This window comes from Geobacillus sp. YF-1 (assembly GCF_052692335.1).
The window spans coordinates 2,381,352-2,401,147 of record NZ_CP199850.1; the positions used below are offsets into that span (position 1 = coordinate 2,381,352).

Genomic DNA, 19,796 nt, shown 5'->3' on the forward strand with positions numbered 1-19,796 from the left:
CGTTGGCTGCATACTGTCTCCCCTCCATGGGCAAAGGCCGGCCCAAGGAGCCGGCCTCGCCTTTCTTTACTCCAATTCCGTCATCGGAATATAGCCCATCTGTTTTACAGTCGGCGCAAATTCCTCACTCTTGACAAAATCGATAAACGCTCGCACTTCATCCTTCGCTTCCCCTTTGGTAATCATGTATTCATACGACCAAAACGGATATTTTTCCGTGCGAATGTTCTCCACTGTCGGTTCTGCGCCGTTAATCTTGACCGTCTTCAAGTTTTTCTTTTCCCCGATTAAATACGACATCGCTACATAGCTGACAGCGCCCGGCGTTGAACTGATCGCCTGCTCGACCGCTCCGTTAGAATCTTGCACCGTGCCGATCGCATCATTGATTTTTACGTCTTTCATGACCGTTTTCTCAAACGTCGCCCGCGTTCCCGATGATGCCGGGCGGTTGATCACGTGAATAGCTTCATCCGGTCCGCCGACTTCTTTCCAGTTTTTGATCTTGCCACTGAAAATCCCTTGAATTTGTTCCGTTGTTAAATTATCGATTTTCACATCGTCGTTGACCACAATGGCAAAGGCGATGCCCGCCACTTTATGGTCAATGAGTTCTGACGCTTTCGATTTGTCGTCGAGTTTTTCCGCCGCCGGCACATCCGAGTTGCCGATTTGTACGGCACCGGCTGCCACTTGGTTCACGCCCGTGCCGCTGCCGCCGCCTTGAACGGTGATCGACACATCCGGATATTTTTCCATAAACGCGTTCGCCGCTTCTTCGGCCAGCGGCTGAAGCGCGGTGGATCCCGCTAAGCTGATCGTACCGGAGTACGTTTCCTCTTTTTTGGCGCCCCCTTCATTGCTGCCGGCGCTGCTGCTGTTGTTGTTGTCCGTTTGCCCGCAGCCGGCCAGCGCGCCGGTCATCAGCAAGGCAGCCAATCCGAATTTCACTCGTTTGCTCCACATTCAGAAATCCCCCCGTTTTGTTTTCGTACGTCCCGCGTACAAGTTCATTGTAGCGTGGCATTGTTAGCCTCTTATAAAGCGATCGTTAAGTTTGTGTAAAGGAGCCCGTGCCGGCAGCAGACCGATGCACAAAAAAAAGCATATTTTCTTTGGACAAGCATACAAATGATAACAACGGATACGCCCAAGCGGAGGAAGCGCCATGAAAAAACTCATCCTCGTTCTCATCCTGTCGTTGGCCAGTTATATCGTTTACCGGGATCTTTCCATCGGAACTTTCCCAGCCCCGGCTCAAACAACGGCGGCGACCGTCCAACCGAAGCCGGTCAAAATTCCGTACCGAACGGTCACCGTTCGCCCCGGTGACACGCTATTGTCCATCGTCGAACAAGAACGAAACGGCCCGATTCCCGTGCCGCTCGAACAGCTGATCCGCGACTTTGAGCGGCTGAATCCCGGCGAGCGCGCCCAAACGCTACAGATCGGGAAAACGTATAAAGTGCCGATCTACCGCTGAACGGCAGATCGCTTGTCAAACGGGCGACGACACTGATACAATAAGGCAGAAAGCGACTTGAATGTTAAAGGAGCGATTCCCGTGGGTGAAATCATCCATCGTTCAAAAACGCGGCCCGTCCGCGTCGGTCCGCTGACGATCGGCGGCAGCAACGAAGTCATCATCCAAAGCATGACGACAACGAAAACGCACGATGTCGACGCGACGGTGGCGCAAATCCATCGGCTCGAGGAAGCCGGCTGCCAAGTCGTCCGCGTCGCCTGTCCCGATGAGCGGGCGGCCGCGGCGATCCCTGAAATCAAAAAGCGCATCAACATTCCGCTTGTCGCCGACATCCACTTTGACTATAAATTGGCGTTAAAGGCGATCGAGGGAGGCGTTGACAAAATTCGCATCAACCCGGGCAACATCGGGCGGCGCGAGAAGGTGGAAGCGGTCGTCAAAGCCGCCAAAGAGCGCGGCGTGCCGATCCGCATCGGCGTCAACGCCGGGTCGCTCGAGAAACGCATTTTAGAAAAATACGGCTATCCGACCGCCGACGGCATGGTCGAGAGCGCTTTGTACCATATCCGCATTTTGGAGGAGCTCGATTTTCACGATATTATCGTTTCGTTAAAAGCGTCCGATGTCCGTCTCGCCATTGAAGCGTATGAAAAAGCGGCGCGCACGTTTGATTATCCGCTTCACGTCGGCATTACCGAAGCCGGGACGCTCTTTTCCGGCACGATTAAAAGCGCGGTCGGGCTCGGGGCCATTTTAAGCAAAGGCATCGGCAACACGATCCGCGTTTCCTTAAGCGCCGACCCAGTTGAAGAGGTGAAAGTGGCGCGCGAAATTTTAAAAACGTTCGGGCTCGCTTCCAATGCCGCGACGCTCATTTCCTGCCCGACGTGCGGGCGGATCGAGATCGACTTGATCAGTATCGCCAATGAAATCGAGGATTATATCGCCAAAATCAAGGCACCGATCAAAGTCGCCGTGCTCGGCTGCGCCGTCAACGGACCGGGCGAAGCGCGCGAAGCCGACATCGGCATCGCTGGCGCCCGCGGCGAAGGGCTGCTGTTCCGCCACGGCAAAATCGTCCGCAAAGTGCCGGAAGAGCAGATGGTCGAAGAGCTGAAAAAAGAAGTCGACAAACTGGCCGAGGAATATTTTGCAAAACAAAAGGAAAAAGCAGCTGCGCTGAAAGGCGGCGGTCTAGAAGGCCGGTGAACGACGGCCGGTCCCCTTATGAGTGGCAACAAGGCGTTTCGAATTGAGAAATGACACGGTAAAGCCGTGTCCACGATCAAATCACCAGCCTCCTAGAAAGCTGATGAAAAACAGCAACCGCCCCTAGCTCGCGGCGGATGACGTGAAACGAGAAGCCCGGGCCACAAAGGTTCTCCATTTGAGAAACAAGGCGGTGAAGCAACCCATCCCTTTCAGCACCGCCCGCCTAGAAGGCCGGTGAAAAACCGCTGTCGCATACCAATCAACGGCATTTTCATTCAAAAAAGAAAGCTGATTCTGCAAAGTTTCTCTAATTGAGAAATGGGTGGAATCAGCAACATTTTACACGAAATCACCGCCCGCCTAGAGTAGCCGAAGCGCGGCCGACAGACCAACGCGAAAAAGGGCGTCCCTTTGACGGGGACACCCTTGCTTTTTTTACGGGTAAAACGGCATAATAAACAGGCGGACGAGAATCGCGATGACGCCGATCCCGATCGCCCACGCTCCGAGCGTTTCCGCTCCGCGCCGGCGCGCGATAAACCCGACAATGATGCCGGCCGCTCCCAACAAAATCGGCCAAATAAACAAAGCGATGATGGACAACGCTAAGGCGAGCCATCCAAGCCCGGTGCCATCGGCGCGCTCTTCGTCCCGCTCATCGCGGCGGCGAATCGGCTCGGCCATTTCAGCAGCGGTTTCTTCCATGAACGGGCGTTCAGGTTCTTCTTTTCCAATCGATTGCACGTAGTTTCCATTATACGTGCGCTCGCGATCATCTGCCATATGCTTCCCTCGCTTTCCTAAAGTAAGGAGCATTCTTAGTATGGGAAAGCGGCGCCATTTTATCGTTGTGAATATTTTCTAAAAGGGGGATATAGCGATGAAACAACGGCTCGGTCTTGACATCGACGGCACTGTGACATGCCCAACTACCTTCATTCCTTATTTAAACGAGGCGTTTGGCAAGCCGCTGGCCTTCACCGATATTACTCAATATCATTTAGCCCCGCTGTATGGGGTGACGGACGAGGAAATGGACCGTTGGCTTGAAGAAAACGAGGCAGACATTTATGAGCGGGCTCCGCTCGCTCGCTACGCCCTCGAAGTGATCGACAGCTGGAAAGACCGGTATGAACTGTACTACATCAGCGCGCGCGGCCGTCATTTGCATAAGCTTACCGAGCGCTGGTTTCAGCGGCATGGCGTTCATTACCATCATATTGAACTGCTCGGCTCGCACGATAAACTTGACGCCGTCCGCCGTTACCAGCTCGCCGCTTTTTTCGAAGACAACTACGACAACGCTTGCGCCATCGCCGAACAATGCGGCATCCCGGTCATTTTGTTTGACACCCCTTACAACCAAGGACCGCTTCCGGAAAACGTCATCCGCGTCCGCAACTGGCTCCAAGCGAAGCGCGAAATCGAGCGGCGCCTTTCTCCTTCCCCATAAAACAAGAGGGTGTCCCAAAAGGATCGGGATACCCTCTTTCGTTGCTATCTACGTGCTGACTGCTTCTGCCATACTTTGTGCCTATTTTGAAGGCAGACAACCTTTTGGGTCAGCCCCGTTGTTGACACTGCGGGCACGTTCCGTAAATTTCGAATTTATGATCAGCGATCTCATAGCCATCGAGTTCGATAGCCAGCCGATCCATCGGGCAGGCGTCAATTTCCTTCGTCTTGCCGCAGCGGGTGCAAATGAAGTGGTGATGATGGCGATGAGCGTCGCAGGCAAAGCGGAAATGCTTTTCCCCGGACAGCTCCGTCATTTCCAAAAGGCCAAGCCAAGCAAAGAGCGCCAAATTGCGGTAGACCGTATCCATGCTCAAGCCCGGATAAAGAGGGCGGAGCGCTTCAAGCACGTCTTTCGCCGTTACATATTTGTCACTTTCGGCAAGCAGCTCGAGCATTTGTCGCCGTTTTTCCGTATATTTGAACCCTTTTTCTTTCATGAATTGCAACGCTTCGTTGACGTTCATCAACGCCGCCTCCTTTTCCAGCCCAAAACGAGAAGCAACAGAACGACCGCCGTCATGACAATCGTCCCGCCTGGCGCCCAGTCGAGCTCATACGCCGCCCAAAGCCCAGCGATGACCGCCAGCTCGCCAAACAGCACGGAAAAAGCGATGGCTTGGCGGAAACTTTTCGCCACGCGGATGCTCGCCGCGACCGGCAGCGTCATCAGCGAAGAAATGAGAAGGACGCCGACAATGCGCATGGACGCCGCGATGACAAGCGCCACCAACAAAATAAACAAAAAGTGGATGAGCTTGACGCGCACGCCGGAAACGCGCGCGTACTCTTCATCAAACGAAAGAAGAAACAGCTCCTTATAAAACACCGCAATCACCAATGCTACGGCGAGCGCCACCGCCAGCACGGTCCACACGTCCGCTCGACTGACAGCGCTAACGCTGCCAAACAAATATGAAAACAAATCGGTGGTAAACCCGTTGGCGATGGAAATCAATATGACGCCAAGACCGATGCCCGCCGATAAAATGATCGGAATGGCGAGCTCTTCATAATGACGGTAGACGGTTCGCAGTTTTTCAATAAACAACGAGCCGAGCACCGAAAAGCCCATTCCGATGTAAAGAGGATTCCAACCGGCCGCAGCCGTTGCCGTTTTTCCAAGCAACAGCCCCGCGGCGATGCCGGCGAGCGTCACATGGCTCAACGCATCCGCAATTAACGATAACCGCCGCACGACAATAAACACGCCAAGCAGCGGCGCGGCAAACCCGAGCAAAACGCCGGCAAAAAACGCATTGCGCAAAAACTCATAGTGCCAAATGGCTTCCCACACCCGTCATTCCTCCATCGTCATCATTTCCTGCCAAGGGCCCGCGCGGAAACAAACGATTCCGTTTTTTGAAGCGTTGCTGTTCAAAAAGGGCGAACGGCTCTGGACCGCTGTTCCGTGTTTCGCCGCTCTCGTTAATGCCCGTGGCAAAGAACGCGAAGCGAATGGCCGTAAAACCGGGAAATCGCCTCATCGCCGAGCTGCGCAAACTCTTCCGTATTTCCATGAAAATAAAGGCGCTTGTTCAAGCAGGCGATATGGGTCACGCGGTCAGTGATCGTTCCAATGTCATGCGTCACTAATATGAGCGTTAAGCCGCGGCGGTTCAAATCGCCAAGCAGCTCATAAAACTCTTGCACATGGCGCGCATCGACCCCGACGGTCGGCTCATCCAAAATGAGCAACTCCGGTTCGCTCGCCAGCGCCCGGGCAATAAAGACTCGCTGCTGCTGGCCGCCAGACAGCTCACCGATATTGCGCTTCGCCAAGCCCCCTAGGCCAACCGCTGCAAGCGCCGCTTCGGCCGCCCGGTAGTCCTCGCGCCGCAACGCCCGGAACAAGCCGCGCTTCGCCGCCAATCCGCTCGTCACGACCTCTTCCACCGTTGCCGGAAACCCGCGGTTAAAGCTGTTCGCTTTTTGCGACACAAACCCGATCCGCTGCCACGCCCGAAACGACTCGACCGGCTCGCCGAACAAGAAAATGCGTCCGCTTGTCGGCTTTAACAAACCGAGCACACATTTCAACAGCGTTGATTTTCCTGAACCGTTCGGCCCTACGAGCCCCAAAAACGCTCCTTTTTGCACGGACAAATCGATGTGCTCTAGCACGTCTTCTTTTTCATAGCGAAACGATACATCTTCTACTTGCACAACAGGCCGTTGTTCCATAACTGGTCTCCCTCAGCAATTCAGAATCATTACGATTTTCCCCTATGGGCCAGTATAGACGATCGCGCCGCGTTTGTAAACTCAATGAATCGCCGATTTGAAACGAGCGCCGCGCACTTCATGCGTCGCCATAATAGTGATGAAGGCGTTGGGATCGATTTCATTGACAATGGCCTTTAACTTGCTTACCTCGAGCCGCGTCACGACGGCGTAAATAATCTCTTTTTGCTCGTCCGTATAGCCGCCTTTGCCGATCAGCTTCGTCGTCCCGCGACCCAAGCGATGCAAAATGGCGTCGGAAATTTCTTCATAATAGTCGGTGACAATAAAAGCCGCCCTTGTTTCATCAAGCCCTTCGATCACCGCATCGATCGTTTTCGAAGCGATGTAATACGTCATCACCGAATACATCGCCGATTCAATCCCGAGCACAAACGCCGCCCATCCGAAAATAAACACGTTGACAAACATGACGAATTCGCCGACAGAAAACGGGATCTTTTTCGTCAAGAGGATGCCCAAAATTTCCGTTCCATCGAGTGATCCTCCGTGGCGGATGACGAGCCCGACGCCAAGCCCGAGCGCCAAACCGCCGAACACGGTCGCCAAAATCGGCTCGGTCGTCAGCGGGGAAAAATGATGAAACAGCCGTTCCGTGGCGCCGAGAACAAAGACGCCCAAAATGGTCGATAACATGAACGTTTTGCCGATTTGCTTGTAGCCGAAATACATAAACGGGGCGTTCAAGAGGATGACAAGCGTGGCGAAATTCAGCAGCCGCCATTCGTCCGGAATGACATAATCCAAAATCAGCGAGACACCGATAATGCCGCCATCAATCATTTTGTTCGGAACGAGCAGCCGCTCAATGGCAAACGCCGCCAAAGAGGCGCCGATAGCGATCATCAACACCCGATACATCACGTGGCCGAACGGTTCTTTTTTATGTTGTTTGACTCCCAAATTTCTCTCCCATCCTTTCTGTTCTTTGTAAATGACCCGGGCTGTGCACATCGTCAAACGCTTGAGGACGTCGGGCTTCCCTTCCCGTTTGCTAGGAGGCTGGTGATGGACTCGTCGATGCGGCTTTACCATGTCATTTCTCAATTCGAAACATCTTGCTGCATCGATCCTGTTTTTCGCTCGCTCTCCCATTGATGAAGCGAAGCAGCGGTTTTTCACCAACCTTCAAGGCACCGGCGCTGAAGAAGAACCTTTTTTATTATACCATACACGTCTTTTCCATTCACGTCATATGATGGGAGCAGAAGCAAGGAGGCGGCTGCGATGAACGTGTATCACCAACTTGTCAGGCAAAAGCTGAAAACGATCACTCCTGAGGAGCTCGTTGCCTACAGCCATCGTTACGGTTTGGCGATTACGATCAAACAAGCACAAACCATTCTCGATCTCGCCCGCACGAATGACATTAACGTCTTTGACCCGCAAGAACGGAAAAAGTGGGTGCGCGAGTTGGCCAAAATTACGTCACCCGAGATCGCTAGGAAAGCGAACGAACTATTTTTGCAATTTATGAAAAAAAAGTAAAAAAGGGCGAAACGCCCTTTTTTATTGCTCTTCAGCCATGATTTTTTCAAGAAGCTGGGCATCGAATGCCTGTGTGCGCAGCATGGCGATTTCATGCTTGTACGGTGGCTTTTTGTTGGTTTTGTCTTCGCCGACGTAAGGCGTCTCTAAAATTTTCGGAATCGACGAAAGCTGCGGATGATGGACGATGTAGTTGAGCGCGGCAAACCCGATGTAGCCAAAACCGATGTTTTCGTGGCGGTCTTTTTGGCTTCCGCGCGGGTTTTTGCTGTCATTGATGTGCAGCACTTTGAGCCGCTCCAGTCCGATGATCCGATCAAACTCAGCCAAAACGCCGTCAAAATCGTTGACGATGTCGTAGCCGGCGTCATGCGTATGGCACGTGTCAAAGCAGACAGACAGTTTGTCATTGTGCGTGACGCCGTCAATAATATAAGCGAGCTCCTCAAACGTGCGCCCGCATTCCGACCCTTTGCCGGCCATCGTTTCAAGGGCAATCTCCACCGTCTGCTCGCGCGTCAACACTTCGTTCAGCCCGCGGATGATTTGCCGAAGCCCGGCTTCCACGCCAGCGCCGACGTGGGCGCCCGGATGGAGGACGAGCTGTTTTGCGCCGATGGCTTCCGTCCGCTCGATCTCGGCGCGCAAAAACTCGACACCGAGCGCAAACGTATCGGCATTGACCGTATTGCCAATGTTGATAATATACGGAGCATGGACGACAATGTCCTCAATGCCGTGCGCTTTCATGTGCGCGCGCCCGGCTTCGATATTGAGCTCTTCAATCGCTTTGCGCCTTGTGTTTTGCGGCGCTCCGGTGTAAATCATAAACGTGTTCGCGCCATACGATGCCGCCTCCTCACTGGCGGCAAGTAACATTTTTTTCCCGCTCATGGACACGTGTGATCCGATTTTTACCATTTGTCATTCTCTCCCTTTTCTGTCCGCGCCGGCTATGACTGTTTGAAGCGCCCCAACCGCTTCCTTTTCTTCTCCAGCTCGGCGCGCAGCTTTTTCTTATAGCCGGGCTTGACTCGCTTCGCTTTTTTCATCTTGTCAACAAGCAGCGCCAGCTCATCGCGCTTTTCGTCCGCCCGCTTGCTCCGCCGATTCCATGGGGGCAGCTCCTTCCACTCCCCGCGCACGAGATCGCGATGGACAAAGGCGATACCCATTTTTTCCAACCGGGCGATGGCGTCTTGATCGGACGGCTCATAAATCGTCATCGCCACCCCGCTATAACCGGCGCGCGCCGTCCGCCCAGCTCGATGGATATAAAACGACAAGTCCTCCGGCAGCTCATAATTGATGACGTGGCTGACGCCTTCGATATCAATGCCGCGCGCCGCTAGGTCGGTGGCGACGACGTACTGAAACGCTAAGTCACGGATTTGGCTCATCATCTTTTTCCGTTCGCGCGGCGTCAAATCCCCATGGAGGACGCCTACTTTCAACCCTTGTTCCGCGAGACGGTCGGCGATGTCATCCGCCATCTTTCGCGTATTGGCAAACACGATGGCCAAATACGGATTGGAGCTGACCAATACGTCATAAAGAAGCGTTACCTTGTCCCGTCCGCGCAGCGGAATGAGCACGTGTTCGATCTGCTCGTTGGCAACCTGCTTCGGAGCGACATGGACAAAGGTTGGATTTTCCATATATTTTTTCAAAAACGGTCGCAGCTTTTCCGGGATCGTCGCCGAAAAGACGAGCATTTGCAGCTCTTTCGGCATCCGCGCGGCAATTTGATCGACGTCGACAAGAAACCCGAGATCGAGCATCAAATCCGCCTCGTCGACCACAAGGATGCGAGCGGTGTGCACATCAAGCGCCTGTTCGCGAATGAAATCGTTGATGCGGCCCGGCGTACCGATGACGATATGCGGAGGCACATGAAGCTTTTCGAGCGCTTTTTGTTTATCCGTCCCCCCGATGAGGCAGCGGGCGACAATCATGCGATCTTTTGGACAAAACTTTGTTATTTTCAGCGTTTCGTGGTAAATTTGCGTCGCCAGCTCGCGGGTCGGCGCGGTGATCACCGCTTGCACCTCGGCGCGCTTCGGGTCGATCTTCTCTATGATCGGCAATAAATAGGCGTGCGTTTTCCCCGTTCCGGTTTGCGACTGTCCGACCATGCTTTCGCCGCGCAATACCTTGGGAATCACGCGCTCTTGAATTTCCGTCGGCTGATAAAAGCGAAGCGCGTTGATCGCTTCGATCAGAAACGGCTGAAACGGGAAACGGGAAAATAGTGTCTCGGCCATTTCACATCACTCCCTTCTTTGCCTACGCCCTTTGTTCGCTTCACCATTATAGCGAATGTCTGCCGCCGGCCGCAACTCAAGGGGTAGTCAACGAAAAACCTTTCCTTTCCCGCGCGCATAGGTTAGAACGAGGACATTTGTTCATCCGCACGATTGAAAGGAGGAGACCGACATGACGGCCATGAGATACGGACGCCCCCCGATGATGCCGTCCCCGTTTGCCGGCGGGCCGCCGTTTCCTATCACCCGGATGCCAGCGGCGCCGCTTCGTCCGAACGGCCCCGGCAACCTATTGACCCGCCTCTTTTCGCGCGCGCAGACACCGACTGTTTCTTCGTCTTTGTGGGGGCTGCCAACGCTGCCAGGCGCCGCCCCTACAGCGGCAGCGACCAACACGGGCGGCGGATTGATCGGCATGTTAAACAACGTGCAAAAAATGCTCGGCATCGCCCAAAACGTGATGCCGATAGTCCAGCAATACGGCCCGCTCATCCGCAATCTGCCGGCCATGATCCGCATTTTTCGGGAGCTGAAGCCGGCCGATGAAGACGAAAGCGAGGCCAAGACGGAGAGCGCGACAAAAGACAGCGCGCCAAAACCGGCGGCAGCGAAACAAAAAAAGCGCTCCGTCCCCAAGGCGGCGGACGATGAGCCGCAAAAACGGCCGCCATCAACCGCGCCGCGGCCCTCGACACCAAAATTGTATATCTAAACTGATCCATTTTCAGCTGAACCATCGCAAACGGGGAACCCCCTCGGCGCCAACATTGGATAGCGAACCTAGAAGGGTGGTGAAAAACCGCTGTCACCCCCCGATCGACGGCATGTTCATTCAGAAAAGAAAGCTGATTCCGCTAGGTTTCTCTAATTGAGAAACGAATGGAATCAGCAGAAGTTTGCACGAAATCGCCGTCCTCCTAGAAAGGTGGCAAATCAAAGAAGCAGGCCGCTTCCGACCTTGATGGCAAAATCGAATATCTAACCCCGATCCGCCCCAAGGTCGGCACCATGGGGCGGTTATTCTTTGTCTTCCTTCCCGCACTCCGATATAATGAAGATGAACAACCGCCGCATGACCGGCGGCAGGGAGGGAATGCAATGGAAGTGATTAAAATTACCCCGCGCGGGTATTGTTACGGAGTCGTCGACGCCATGGTCATCGCCCGCAACGCGGCGCTGGATGCGTCATTGCCGCGTCCGATTTATATTCTTGGCATGATCGTTCACAATAAACACGTCACAGACGCGTTTGCCGAAGAAGGGATCATCACGCTGGACGGGGAAAATCGATTGGAAATTTTAGAAAAAATCGACCGCGGCACGGTCATTTTCACGGCCCATGGCGTGTCGCCGGAAGTAAAAAAACGAGCGCTGGAAAAAGGGCTCGTCACGATTGACGCCACCTGCCCGGATGTGACGAAAACCCATCAGCTTATCGAACAAAAGCTCGCCGACGGCTACGATATCATCTATATCGGCAAAAAAGGGCATCCGGAGCCGGAGGGGGCGGTCGGCATCAACCCGAAACGCATCCATCTCGTTGAAACGGTCGAAGATGTCGAACGGCTGTCGCTTGCCAACGAACGCCTGATGGTGACGAACCAAACGACAATGAGCCAATGGGACGTCGCCGACATCATGGCGAAAGTGAAAGAGAAATATCCTCATGTGGAAATGCATAAAGAAATTTGTCTCGCGACCCAACTCCGGCAAGAAGCGGTCGCCGAACAGGCCAAAGAAGCCGATGTGACGATCGTTGTCGGCGATCCGCGCAGCAACAACTCGAACCGCCTTGCCCAAGTGTCGGAAGAAATCGCCGGCACGAAAGCGTATCGCGTCGCCGATGTGACCGAGATCGACATCGACTGGATTAAAAAGGCGAAAAAAGTCGCCGTCACCGCCGGCGCTTCCACTCCGACGCCGATTACGAAAGAAGTGATCGACTTTTTGGAGCAGTTTGACCCGAACGACCCATCGACATGGAAACGGGAACGGAAAGTGCCGCTGCAAAAAATCTTGCCGAAAGTGAAAACAAAAAAAGAACTGTGACCGCTGTTTGAAAAGGCTGCCTTGGACAAGCGAGAAAACCGCGCGTCCAAGACAGCCTTTTTATCGGCCGTTCATACGAACTGAAACGGATCGGTGTGAACGCGAGAAGCTAACACTTCCACGTCCCATTGACGTTTGGCCAGCTCGGCGGTCAAGTATCGGGCTACACCTTCTTTCATGATGTTTTCGATATGATGTCCGGGATCAATGAGGCGAAGGCCGAGCGCTTGGGCGTCATGGGCGGTGTGGTAATATACGTCCCCTGTCACGTATACGTCCGCCCCGGCCGATGCGGCGGCGGCAACAAACTTATTCCCATCCCCGCCGAGCACCGCGACCGTTTGCACGACATCGTCAAGCCGGCCGACAACGCGCACCGCCGGAACCGAAAACACCGTCTTTACCCGCTCAGCCAATGCGCGCAGCGTCATCGGCTGCGGCAGGCGGCCGATGCGGCCAAGCCCAAAGCGACGACCTTCATTGTCAAGCGGGTAAAGATCGTACGCGACTTCCTCGTACGGGTGAACGGCCAGCATCGCCTGTACCACTTCCCGTTCCAACGCAGCCGGCACAATCGTTTCGATGCGCACTTCTTCGACTTCCTCAAGCCGCCCTTGCGCACCAATAAACGGCTGAGCCCCTTCCTCCGGCAAAAACGTCCCGATGCCGCGGCTGTTGAATGTGCAATGGCTGTAACGGCCGATATGGCCGGCGCCGGCATCGCCCACCGCCTTGCGCACCGCTTCAGCGTGCGTCACCGGCACGTACACGACGAGTTTTTTGAGCGGCTCGGTATAGGTCGGCACCAACACGGTCAGATGGTGGAGACCGAGCGCCTCGGCGAGCCAATCGTTCACGCCGCCAGCGGCCACGTCCAAATTCGTATGGGCAGCGTACACGGCAATATCATGGTTGAGACAGGCGGCGATCATCCGCCCATGCCCATCATCGGTCAGCAGCCGCTTGAGCGGGCGATAAAGCGGGGGATGATGGGCGATGATTAAATCGACCTGCTCGTTCGCCGCTTCAGCCACGACTTCTTCGAGCACATCCAAGGCAACCATCACTTTTTTGACCGGCTTGTTGAGCGTGCCGATTTGCAAGCCGATCGGATCGTCCTTCATCGCCAGCTGTTTCGGGGCCAGCTGCTCGATGAGCTGAACGATTTCGTAGCCGTACGGAACACGACTCATGGCAGCACCTCCTCGACCAAACGAATTTTTCGCTCCAGTTCGCGCCGCTTCCTTGCCGCTGCTTCGCTTTGCCCGTTGGCCGCCAAATCAGCGGCGATTTGCTTCCAATGGCGAAGCTCCTGTTGCCATTTTTCCCGAAACACGTCATTGTTTTCCCGAAGCAAAAATGGCCCGAGCAGCAGTTCGGCTTCCAAATGGCGGTATGGCCGCTCGGCCTCACCGCGTTCGGCGACCAACACTTCATAAATGTGCCCGTCCTCTTTCAAAATGCGCTCGGCGATCAACTCCCAATCATGTTCGAGCAGCCAGCGGCGAACTCGTTCAGCGCCGACGTTCGGCTGCAAAATGAGCCGCTTCACGCCGGAAAGTTTTTCTTTTCCGTCGGACAAAATGCGAGCGATCAACGCTCCGCCCATGCCGGCGATCGTAATACAATCGACTTCGCGGGGAGCGATGACCGAAAGACCGTCGCCCTTGCGCACCGAAATCCGGTCAGAAAGGCCGCACGTTTCCACCTGCTGCCGGGCTGAGCGCAGCGGCCCATCCGCCACCTCGCCGGCAACGGCCTTGGTCGCATAGCCGTGCAAACAAGCGTAGCAAGGCAAATACGCATGATCCGAACCAATATCGGCAAGCACCGCCCCCCTTGGAATGAAGGAAGCGACCGTTTCCAGCCGTTTGGATAGACGATATTCATTCATGGCTTTCGATGCAACCGGCTCTCCACCATCTTTCCGCGATGGCGGGCTGCGTTTCCCTCCCTTCCATTCCTTGTGCTTTTATTGTACAAAACAAAGATCCCTTTGCCAAAAGCAAAGGGATGCAATCGCCATTATTTCAGGCCGGACAGCCATTTGGCCATGGCATCGATATGTTCAGGTGGCACAAGTCCTGGCGGCATCTGGCCGCGTCCATTTTGCAAAACCGCTTTAATCTGATCGGTCGACAACCGGCCGCCGACTCCTTTTAAGGACGGCCCTACACCACCTTCATAGTTTTGCCCGTGACAGCCGGCGCACGTTTGTTTGAAAAACTGCTCCGGATTGAATTCAGCCGTTTGCTCTGTTTTTTCGCCACCTTTTTTCTCTTTCGCCATCTCCTTTGCATCGCCTAGCCCTTTAAACGACAAGACGAACGTCAGCACAATCCCGAACGCCATGATGATGAAAAACGGGATGAGCGGATTGCGGTTCATCTTTTTCCCTCCCTATATGTATGATGAAAAGCGCTGCAAACAATTTTATTTTACTGTAAATGCGGGACAAGGAAAAGCCCTAAGTTTTGAAAAGGAAAACGGCCCACATTCAGCGCCACCAAGCGATCACGGCGACAAGCAGCGCGCCAAGCGCGGCGGCAACCGACAGATAAGGGATGCGAAACAACCGCCCGACCCCCAGCCAGAGCGCGCAGTTTCCAAGCACAACAGCCGCCAGCATTCCCCCTTGCCCGGGAAAATACCGTTCGCTCCCGGCAACGGACGCAACGAGCAGCAGCCAAGCGCCGGCGATGAGCGGAACATGGAACAGCAGACGCTCGCGCCGCCATCGCCAACCGAGAAAAAGACAGATCGCCAAAAAAAGGGCAAAAAGGAGCGTTTGCAAAACGAATGACAATTCAGTAAAATAAATGACAAGAGCAGCAGCTGGAAGGAGAAGACAAAGAGCGACGGCGAGCGAGCCGCGCCATTGGCGACCGCGCGGGCGAACGCCGCCTTCGGTGTAGAGCGCCAGCAAGTAATCGCAATACTGTTCCGGCAAAAGCCGCGAGCGTTTCCAATATTCAATTTCCCGGATAATGATTTCCCGTCGTTGCCGATTCATCGGTCGCTCACCTTTCTTAAACATGAGAGAAAAAAATAGTTTACTTCATGAAGAAGTAAACTATCGAAAAAACCGGTCATTCCAAAAAGTCTTTCAACCGTTTGCTGCGGCTTGGATGACGCAGCTTGCGCAACGCTTTCGCTTCGATTTGCCGGATGCGCTCGCGCGTCACACCGAACACTTTGCCGACTTCTTCGAGCGTTCGCGTCCGGCCGTCGTCAAGACCAAAGCGGAGACGGAGCACGTTTTCCTCGCGGTCGGTCAACGTGTCGAGCACATCTTCCAGCTGCTCTTTTAACAGCTCGTAAGCGGCGTGTTCCGAGGGCGAGGTGGCGTCTTGGTCTTCGATGAAGTCGCCAAGATGCGAGTCGTCCTCTTCACCGATCGGCGTTTCCAGCGACACCGGCTCTTGGGCGATTTTTAAAATTTCCCGCACTTTCTCCGGCGTCAAATCCATTTCTTCGGCGATTTCTTCCGGCGTTGGTTCGCGGCCGAGATCTTGCAGCAGCTGCCGCTGGACGCGAATCAATTTATTGATCGTTTCCACCATATGAACGGGGATGCGGATCGTTCGCGCCTGATCGGCGATCGCCCTCGTGATGGCTTGCCGGATCCACCAAGTCGCATACGTGCTGAATTTATAGCCTTTTCGGTAGTCAAACTTTTCGACCGCCTTGATTAAGCCCATGTTCCCTTCTTGAATCAGATCGAGAAAGAGCATACCGCGGCCGACATACCGTTTGGCGATGCTGACGACAAGGCGGAGGTTGGCTTCTGTCAACCGGCGCTTCGCTTCCTCATCGCCTTGCTCGATCCGCTTGGCCAGCTCGATTTCCTCTTCGGCTGACAAAAGGGGAACGCGGCCGATTTCTTTTAAATACATGCGCACCGGGTCGTTGATTTTGACGCCAGGGGGAACGGACAAGTCGTTTAAATCAAACTCCTCCTCTTTCTCCAACTCGTCAAGATCCGGGTCCGCCTCCAGCCCAGATTCGCTGATGACTTCAATGCCTTGGTCAGCAAGGTATTCATAATATTCGTCCATCTGGTCGGAGTCCAAATCGAATCCGGACAGCCGCTCAGCAATCTCCTCGTAGGTGAGAATGCCCCGCTTTTTCCCCAGCTCAGCGAGCTGCTCTTTGACTTGCTCGAGCGATTCGCCGGCAGCTTCAGCCTGTTTGGATTGGGCTGGTTTTTCAGCCATTTCATTACCTCCTTTAAAAACTCATACCACATGTTATGAAGAAGATAACATTTTTTTCATTTCAATCATTTCTTTGGCGATGCGGGCGGCTGTCAAAAAATCTTTTCTTCGCTCCGCTTCCGTTTGTTCTTGCTCTTTTTCCTTTAGCATTAACCATTTCGGGCGATTCAACACATGCCGAATGCAATCGGCAAGCTCGCGCTCCGAAACCTCATCGGCCACTGGCAAAAGCGACAGTTCGCTTGCGAGCGGCCGCAATTCGCCCGGCAGCCGGGACAAAATAGCGCTTGGGTCGGCCTCGTGCCCTTCCTCGTAAAAGGCGTAAATGTAAGCGGCCAGCGCTTGATGCTCCTCGAGATTAAACCGTCCGCCGACCTGCTCTTGCACGATGAGCGCCACGTCGCGGCTTCGCATCATATGGGCAAGCAGCAGACGCTCGGCGTTTTGAAAGGCGGGCAGCAGCTTTTTCGCCAGCGCCGGCCGCGCCTCCGTCCGGCCAGCGTCCGCTTCCCGCGGCTTAGGCTGTTCGCGCTTATGGTGGGAGAGCTGCTCGTAAAGCGCAGACAGCGACAACGAAAACTCCTCCGCGAGCTGGCGCACGTAATAATCTTTTTCGACCGGGCTTGACAGCTTGCTGATTTCCCGGAGCGCCTCCTCGATATAACGGAGCCGATCGCCTTCTTCCTGCAAGTTTTTGCCGTGCCGCAGCCGCTCCAGTTTAAACGCCATCAGCGGCCTTGCGGCGGCGATTTCGCCAACGAAGCGGTCCGCGCCGTAAACGCGTATATATTCGTCCGGATCAAGCCCATCCGGAAGCGAGGCCACCTTGATTTGGCAGCCGAGCGCGCTCAGCTGTTCGGCGGCCCGCCAAGCCGCTTCCATTCCCGCGCGGTCGCCGTCATAGCAAATCGTGACCGTCTCCGCATGGCGGCGCAACAGGCGAGCCTGCTCCTCGGTGAGCGATGTTCCCATCGCCGCCACCACGTAATCAACGCCCGCCTGCACGGCGGAAATGACATCGGCAAACCCTTCCACAAGCAGCGCTTCTTGGCGCTTTCGAATCGGCACACGCGCCTCGTGAAAGAAATAGAAAAGCGTCCCTTTGCGGAAAATCGGCGTTTCCGGGCTATTGATGTACTTTGGCTGCCCTTCTCCAAGCGAGCGGCCGGAAAACCCGACCGTTGCGCCCCGATGGTCATGAATCGGAAACATCACCCGATTCCGGAAACGGTCGACATACCGCCCGTCTTCTCGTTTCAGCAACAGGCCCGCCTTTTCCATCAATACGAGCGAAAAAGCGCGGCTTTCGAGCAGCTTGGCGGCTGCGTCAGGCACATCGGGCGCATAGCCGATCTCGAACCGCTCGATCGTCTCCATCGTCCACCCGCGCGCTTGCAAAGCGTCGAGCGCGGCTTGTCCTTCTTTTGTATGGACAAGCAAATGATGGTAAAAACGCTTCAACAGCGCGTGTGCTTCCATCATCGCCTTCGCTTCGCTAGCCGGACCGTCCGCCCCTTCGCCAACGTTCTCATCATAGGAGGACAAATCAACACCAGCCTTGACGGCAAGCCGTTTCGCCGCTTCCAAAAACGAAAGGCCCTCGATGTCCATTAAAAACGTAAAGACGTTTCCGCCTGCCCCGCAACCGAAGCAGTGGAAAATTTGTTTTTCCGGGGAAACGGAAAACGACGGCGTCTTCTCCCCGTGAAACGGGCATAAGCCAAAATAGTTGCGGCCTTGCTTTTTTAACTGCACGTACTCACCGATGACATCCACGATATCAACGCCTCGGCGAATGGCCTCAATCGTCTCTTCGGGAATGCGATGTCCCATACGAACAACCCCGCATCGTATTTATTCTCGGCGGCAGGCCGATTTCCCTTTTTGTTTCGACAAATTTTTTCAACGTCTCTAGGTTCGCCCCTTGCCCGCCGGGTGCATGAGCTCGGCCGACCGCCCTAGACTGCCAAGGGCGCGCCGACGGCAGCGGCGCAGCCCAACGATGTACTCGATATATTATATTTCAGCAAGAAAAAGAAAATTTCACTTTTTTCGGTTCATCACCACAACGTGTACTTGACAGATGGTGCACTTTTCGAACAGGTGTAAGCAAAACATGATTGGTTTCCTGTTCTTTCGTGGATGCATAAGCAAGATGTGTAATGGAAAAATCAAGTGCAACTTTTGGTGAAGAGCCCTTTTTTCTTTTCGTTTTTGGGACACCGGACAGCCGGAGGAGAACAAGGGTCGGCTTCCCCCCTACTATTCTACACCCCCGTCAAAAAATCCTGCTTTTTTTGGCGAACCATCGACAACTTTGTCGAAAATCTTTTGTTGGTTCCCCTTGACAAACAGCTATCAATAGTTTACTCGTCTCATCCTCGCTCTAAACCTCGACGAGCCATTTTTTCTCGCAATTTTTTATTATAATACAAGCGTTGAAAAGATGCCATAAAAAAACGCACGATCACCGGCAGGAAATCGTGCGGATGGCGAGCTGTTAACGCTTGAACGTTTTTAGAATGATGCTTGCCGTTTCCTCTACTGCTTTGTTCGTCACATCAATGACATCGCAACCGATTTTTTTCACGACCTCATCAAAGTAGGCGAGCTCTTCTTTAATCCGGTCCATGTTCGCATAAATGGCTTGGTCGTTCAAACCGAGCGATTTCAGCCGCTCGCGGCGGATGGACAGCAGTTTGTCCGGGCTGATTTTCAAGCCGAAACATTTGTCCGCCCCGACTTGAAACAGCTGCTCCGGCGGCTCGACCTCTGGAACGATCGGCACGTTCGCCACTTTCAGCCGCTTGTGGGCCAAATATTGCGACAGCGGCGTTTTCGATGTGCGCGACACGCCGATCAGCACAATGTCGGCGCGCAAAATGCCGCGCGGATCGCGGCCGTCATCGTATTTGACCGCAAATTCGATCGCCTCGATTTTTTTGAAGTAATCTTCATCAAGCACGCGCACCTGGCCCGGCTCGTACCTAGGCGTCAACCCGAACAAACCGCTCATCTTTTCAATGAGCGGACCGATGATATCGTAGGCGACGACCCCTTCGCGCGCCGCTTCGGCGAGCAAAAATTCGCGCATCTCCGGAACGACGAGCGTAAACGCGATAATGGCGCGGTTCATTTTCGCCAAGGCGACAACTTCCGCGAGCGTCGTTTTATCCTCGACATACGGCACGCGCTTCACTTGGATGGAAGAGGCGTAAAACTGGCTCGCCGCCGCTTTGACGACAAGCTCGGCCGTTTCCCCGCCGGAGTCGGATACGACGTAAACGAGGCGCTGGTTCATGGTTCTCCTCCTTTTTTCCG

At 54.4% G+C, this 19,796-nt stretch carries 21 protein-coding genes; 6 read left to right on the plus strand and 15 right to left on the minus strand.

Translation table 11 applies throughout. The features are described from left to right. Window positions 1-66: 66 nt before the first annotated feature. Window positions 67-966, minus strand: coding sequence for a phosphate ABC transporter substrate-binding protein PstS family protein (locus ACTVIM_RS11845; protein ID WP_445612709.1), 900 nt, complete (start codon window positions 964-966; stop codon window positions 67-69). A gap of 202 nt (window positions 967-1,168) precedes the next feature. Here ACTVIM_RS11845 and ACTVIM_RS11850 point away from each other — a divergent pair, with 202 nt between their 5' ends. Together ACTVIM_RS11850 and ispG are read left to right on the plus strand one after the other, a co-directional pair. Then, window positions 1,169-1,483, plus strand: coding sequence for a type IV pilus assembly protein FimV (locus tag ACTVIM_RS11850; protein WP_445612710.1), 315 nt, complete (start codon window positions 1,169-1,171; stop codon window positions 1,481-1,483). A gap of 81 nt (window positions 1,484-1,564) precedes the next feature. After that, a complete protein-coding gene (ispG, locus tag ACTVIM_RS11855; protein WP_033018962.1) occupies window positions 1,565-2,695 on the plus strand; it encodes a flavodoxin-dependent (E)-4-hydroxy-3-methylbut-2-enyl-diphosphate synthase in 1,131 nt (376 codons plus the stop codon). Between the two features lie 438 nt (window positions 2,696-3,133). Here ispG and ACTVIM_RS11860 read toward each other — a convergent pair whose 3' ends face one another. Beyond that, the gene (locus ACTVIM_RS11860) at window positions 3,134-3,481 is read right to left on the minus strand and encodes a DUF4190 domain-containing protein (protein ID WP_144975461.1); all 348 of its coding nucleotides are present in this window, start codon (window positions 3,479-3,481) and stop codon (window positions 3,134-3,136) included. Between the two features lie 97 nt (window positions 3,482-3,578). Here ACTVIM_RS11860 and ACTVIM_RS11865 point away from each other — a divergent pair, with 97 nt between their 5' ends. Beyond that, window positions 3,579-4,151, plus strand: a complete 573-nt coding sequence (locus tag ACTVIM_RS11865) for a nucleotidase (RefSeq protein ID WP_033018960.1) — start codon at window positions 3,579-3,581, stop codon at window positions 4,149-4,151. 109 nt (window positions 4,152-4,260) lie between these two features. Here ACTVIM_RS11865 and ACTVIM_RS11870 read toward each other — a convergent pair whose 3' ends face one another. The 4 genes from ACTVIM_RS11870 to ACTVIM_RS11885 form a co-directional block, all read right to left on the minus strand. After that, on the minus strand, window positions 4,261-4,680 hold the full coding sequence (locus ACTVIM_RS11870) for a Fur family transcriptional regulator (RefSeq protein ID WP_033018959.1): 420 nt from the start codon (window positions 4,678-4,680) through the stop codon (window positions 4,261-4,263). After that, on the minus strand, window positions 4,680-5,510 hold the full coding sequence (locus ACTVIM_RS11875) for a metal ABC transporter permease (RefSeq protein WP_445612711.1): 831 nt from the start codon (window positions 5,508-5,510) through the stop codon (window positions 4,680-4,682). The genes ACTVIM_RS11870 and ACTVIM_RS11875 overlap by 1 nt, the downstream gene beginning before the upstream one ends. Before the next feature lie 131 nt (window positions 5,511-5,641). Continuing rightward, window positions 5,642-6,397, minus strand: a complete 756-nt coding sequence (locus tag ACTVIM_RS11880; RefSeq protein ID WP_445612712.1) for a metal ABC transporter ATP-binding protein — start codon at window positions 6,395-6,397, stop codon at window positions 5,642-5,644. A gap of 81 nt (window positions 6,398-6,478) precedes the next feature. Next, complete coding sequence (locus ACTVIM_RS11885; RefSeq protein WP_033019010.1) at window positions 6,479-7,360, minus strand: YitT family protein; 882 nt, start codon at window positions 7,358-7,360, stop codon at window positions 6,479-6,481. A 324-nt stretch (window positions 7,361-7,684) separates the two neighbouring features. On the opposite strand from ACTVIM_RS11885, the gene ACTVIM_RS11890 reads away from it, so the two are divergent. Next, window positions 7,685-7,945 carry a DUF2624 domain-containing protein gene (locus tag ACTVIM_RS11890; RefSeq protein WP_033018956.1) on the plus strand — a complete coding sequence of 87 codons (261 nt, stop codon included), beginning with the start codon at window positions 7,685-7,687 and terminating at the stop codon, window positions 7,943-7,945. Between the two features lie 21 nt (window positions 7,946-7,966). Here ACTVIM_RS11890 and ACTVIM_RS11895 read toward each other — a convergent pair whose 3' ends face one another. Both ACTVIM_RS11895 and ACTVIM_RS11900 read right to left on the minus strand, forming a co-directional pair. Then, window positions 7,967-8,866, minus strand: a complete 900-nt coding sequence (locus tag ACTVIM_RS11895) for a deoxyribonuclease IV (protein WP_144975475.1) — start codon at window positions 8,864-8,866, stop codon at window positions 7,967-7,969. A gap of 32 nt (window positions 8,867-8,898) precedes the next feature. Then, entirely contained in the window at window positions 8,899-10,209 is a 1,311-nt protein-coding gene (locus ACTVIM_RS11900; protein ID WP_033018954.1) for a DEAD/DEAH box helicase, read from the minus strand. 172 nt (window positions 10,210-10,381) lie between these two features. Here ACTVIM_RS11900 and vrrA point away from each other — a divergent pair, with 172 nt between their 5' ends. Both vrrA and ACTVIM_RS11910 read left to right on the plus strand, forming a co-directional pair. Continuing rightward, window positions 10,382-10,921 carry a VrrA/YqfQ family protein gene (vrrA, locus tag ACTVIM_RS11905; RefSeq protein WP_445612713.1) on the plus strand — a complete coding sequence of 180 codons (540 nt, stop codon included), beginning with the start codon at window positions 10,382-10,384 and terminating at the stop codon, window positions 10,919-10,921. Between the two features lie 386 nt (window positions 10,922-11,307). Next, entirely contained in the window at window positions 11,308-12,258 is a 951-nt protein-coding gene (locus ACTVIM_RS11910) for a 4-hydroxy-3-methylbut-2-enyl diphosphate reductase (protein ID WP_445612714.1), read from the plus strand. A 71-nt stretch (window positions 12,259-12,329) separates the two neighbouring features. Here the strand turns inward: ACTVIM_RS11910 and ACTVIM_RS11915 are convergent, their stop codons facing one another. The 7 genes from ACTVIM_RS11915 to ACTVIM_RS11945 form a co-directional block, all read right to left on the minus strand. Beyond that, the gene (locus ACTVIM_RS11915) at window positions 12,330-13,451 is read right to left on the minus strand and encodes a Nif3-like dinuclear metal center hexameric protein (RefSeq protein ID WP_445612715.1); all 1,122 of its coding nucleotides are present in this window, start codon (window positions 13,449-13,451) and stop codon (window positions 12,330-12,332) included. Further along, the gene (locus tag ACTVIM_RS11920; RefSeq protein WP_445612716.1) at window positions 13,448-14,152 is read right to left on the minus strand and encodes a tRNA (adenine(22)-N(1))-methyltransferase; all 705 of its coding nucleotides are present in this window, start codon (window positions 14,150-14,152) and stop codon (window positions 13,448-13,450) included. The genes ACTVIM_RS11915 and ACTVIM_RS11920 overlap by 4 nt, the downstream gene beginning before the upstream one ends. 131 nt (window positions 14,153-14,283) lie before the next feature. Then, window positions 14,284-14,646 carry a cytochrome c550 gene (gene cccA, locus ACTVIM_RS11925; protein WP_033018950.1) on the minus strand — a complete coding sequence of 121 codons (363 nt, stop codon included), beginning with the start codon at window positions 14,644-14,646 and terminating at the stop codon, window positions 14,284-14,286. A 109-nt stretch (window positions 14,647-14,755) separates the two neighbouring features. Continuing rightward, entirely contained in the window at window positions 14,756-15,271 is a 516-nt protein-coding gene (locus tag ACTVIM_RS11930; RefSeq protein ID WP_445612717.1) for a hypothetical protein, read from the minus strand. Between the two features lie 76 nt (window positions 15,272-15,347). Further along, window positions 15,348-16,475 (minus strand): RNA polymerase sigma factor RpoD, encoded by a 1,128-nt coding sequence (gene rpoD / locus ACTVIM_RS11935; protein ID WP_033018947.1) that lies wholly within the window; start codon window positions 16,473-16,475, stop codon window positions 15,348-15,350. Window positions 16,476-16,508: 33 nt separating this feature from the next. Continuing rightward, on the minus strand, window positions 16,509-18,308 hold the full coding sequence (gene dnaG / locus ACTVIM_RS11940; protein ID WP_445612718.1) for a DNA primase: 1,800 nt from the start codon (window positions 18,306-18,308) through the stop codon (window positions 16,509-16,511). Between the two features lie 667 nt (window positions 18,309-18,975). Then, window positions 18,976-19,776 (minus strand): pyruvate, water dikinase regulatory protein, encoded by an 801-nt coding sequence (locus ACTVIM_RS11945; RefSeq protein WP_033018943.1) that lies wholly within the window; start codon window positions 19,774-19,776, stop codon window positions 18,976-18,978. Window positions 19,777-19,796 lie beyond the last annotated feature (20 nt).

What these genes read in the sequence shown, in the direction of transcription:
- ACTVIM_RS11845 (WP_445612709.1), bottom strand. Translation starts at nt 966, where the DNA reads ATGTGGAGCAAACGAGTGAAATTCGGATTGGCTGCCTTGCTGATGACC.
- ACTVIM_RS11850 (WP_445612710.1), top strand. Translation starts at nt 1,169, where the DNA reads ATGAAAAAACTCATCCTCGTTCTCATCCTGTCGTTGGCCAGTTATATC.
- ACTVIM_RS11860 (WP_144975461.1), bottom strand. Translation starts at nt 3,481, where the DNA reads ATGGCAGATGATCGCGAGCGCACGTATAATGGAAACTACGTGCAATCG.
- ACTVIM_RS11865 (WP_033018960.1), top strand. Translation starts at nt 3,579, where the DNA reads ATGAAACAACGGCTCGGTCTTGACATCGACGGCACTGTGACATGCCCA.
- ACTVIM_RS11870 (WP_033018959.1), bottom strand. Translation starts at nt 4,680, where the DNA reads ATGAACGTCAACGAAGCGTTGCAATTCATGAAAGAAAAAGGGTTCAAA.
- ACTVIM_RS11880 (WP_445612712.1), bottom strand. Translation starts at nt 6,397, where the DNA reads ATGGAACAACGGCCTGTTGTGCAAGTAGAAGATGTATCGTTTCGCTAT.
- ACTVIM_RS11890 (WP_033018956.1), top strand. Translation starts at nt 7,685, where the DNA reads ATGAACGTGTATCACCAACTTGTCAGGCAAAAGCTGAAAACGATCACT.
- ACTVIM_RS11895 (WP_144975475.1), bottom strand. Translation starts at nt 8,866, where the DNA reads ATGGTAAAAATCGGATCACACGTGTCCATGAGCGGGAAAAAAATGTTA.
- ACTVIM_RS11900 (WP_033018954.1), bottom strand. Translation starts at nt 10,209, where the DNA reads ATGGCCGAGACACTATTTTCCCGTTTCCCGTTTCAGCCGTTTCTGATC.
- vrrA (WP_445612713.1), top strand. Translation starts at nt 10,382, where the DNA reads ATGACGGCCATGAGATACGGACGCCCCCCGATGATGCCGTCCCCGTTT.
- ACTVIM_RS11910 (WP_445612714.1), top strand. Translation starts at nt 11,308, where the DNA reads ATGGAAGTGATTAAAATTACCCCGCGCGGGTATTGTTACGGAGTCGTC.
- ACTVIM_RS11915 (WP_445612715.1), bottom strand. Translation starts at nt 13,451, where the DNA reads ATGAGTCGTGTTCCGTACGGCTACGAAATCGTTCAGCTCATCGAGCAG.
- ACTVIM_RS11920 (WP_445612716.1), bottom strand. Translation starts at nt 14,152, where the DNA reads ATGAATGAATATCGTCTATCCAAACGGCTGGAAACGGTCGCTTCCTTC.
- cccA (WP_033018950.1), bottom strand. Translation starts at nt 14,646, where the DNA reads ATGAACCGCAATCCGCTCATCCCGTTTTTCATCATCATGGCGTTCGGG.
- ACTVIM_RS11930 (WP_445612717.1), bottom strand. Translation starts at nt 15,271, where the DNA reads ATGAATCGGCAACGACGGGAAATCATTATCCGGGAAATTGAATATTGG.
- rpoD (WP_033018947.1), bottom strand. Translation starts at nt 16,475, where the DNA reads ATGGCTGAAAAACCAGCCCAATCCAAACAGGCTGAAGCTGCCGGCGAA.
- dnaG (WP_445612718.1), bottom strand. Translation starts at nt 18,308, where the DNA reads ATGGGACATCGCATTCCCGAAGAGACGATTGAGGCCATTCGCCGAGGC.
- ACTVIM_RS11945 (WP_033018943.1), bottom strand. Translation starts at nt 19,776, where the DNA reads ATGAACCAGCGCCTCGTTTACGTCGTATCCGACTCCGGCGGGGAAACG.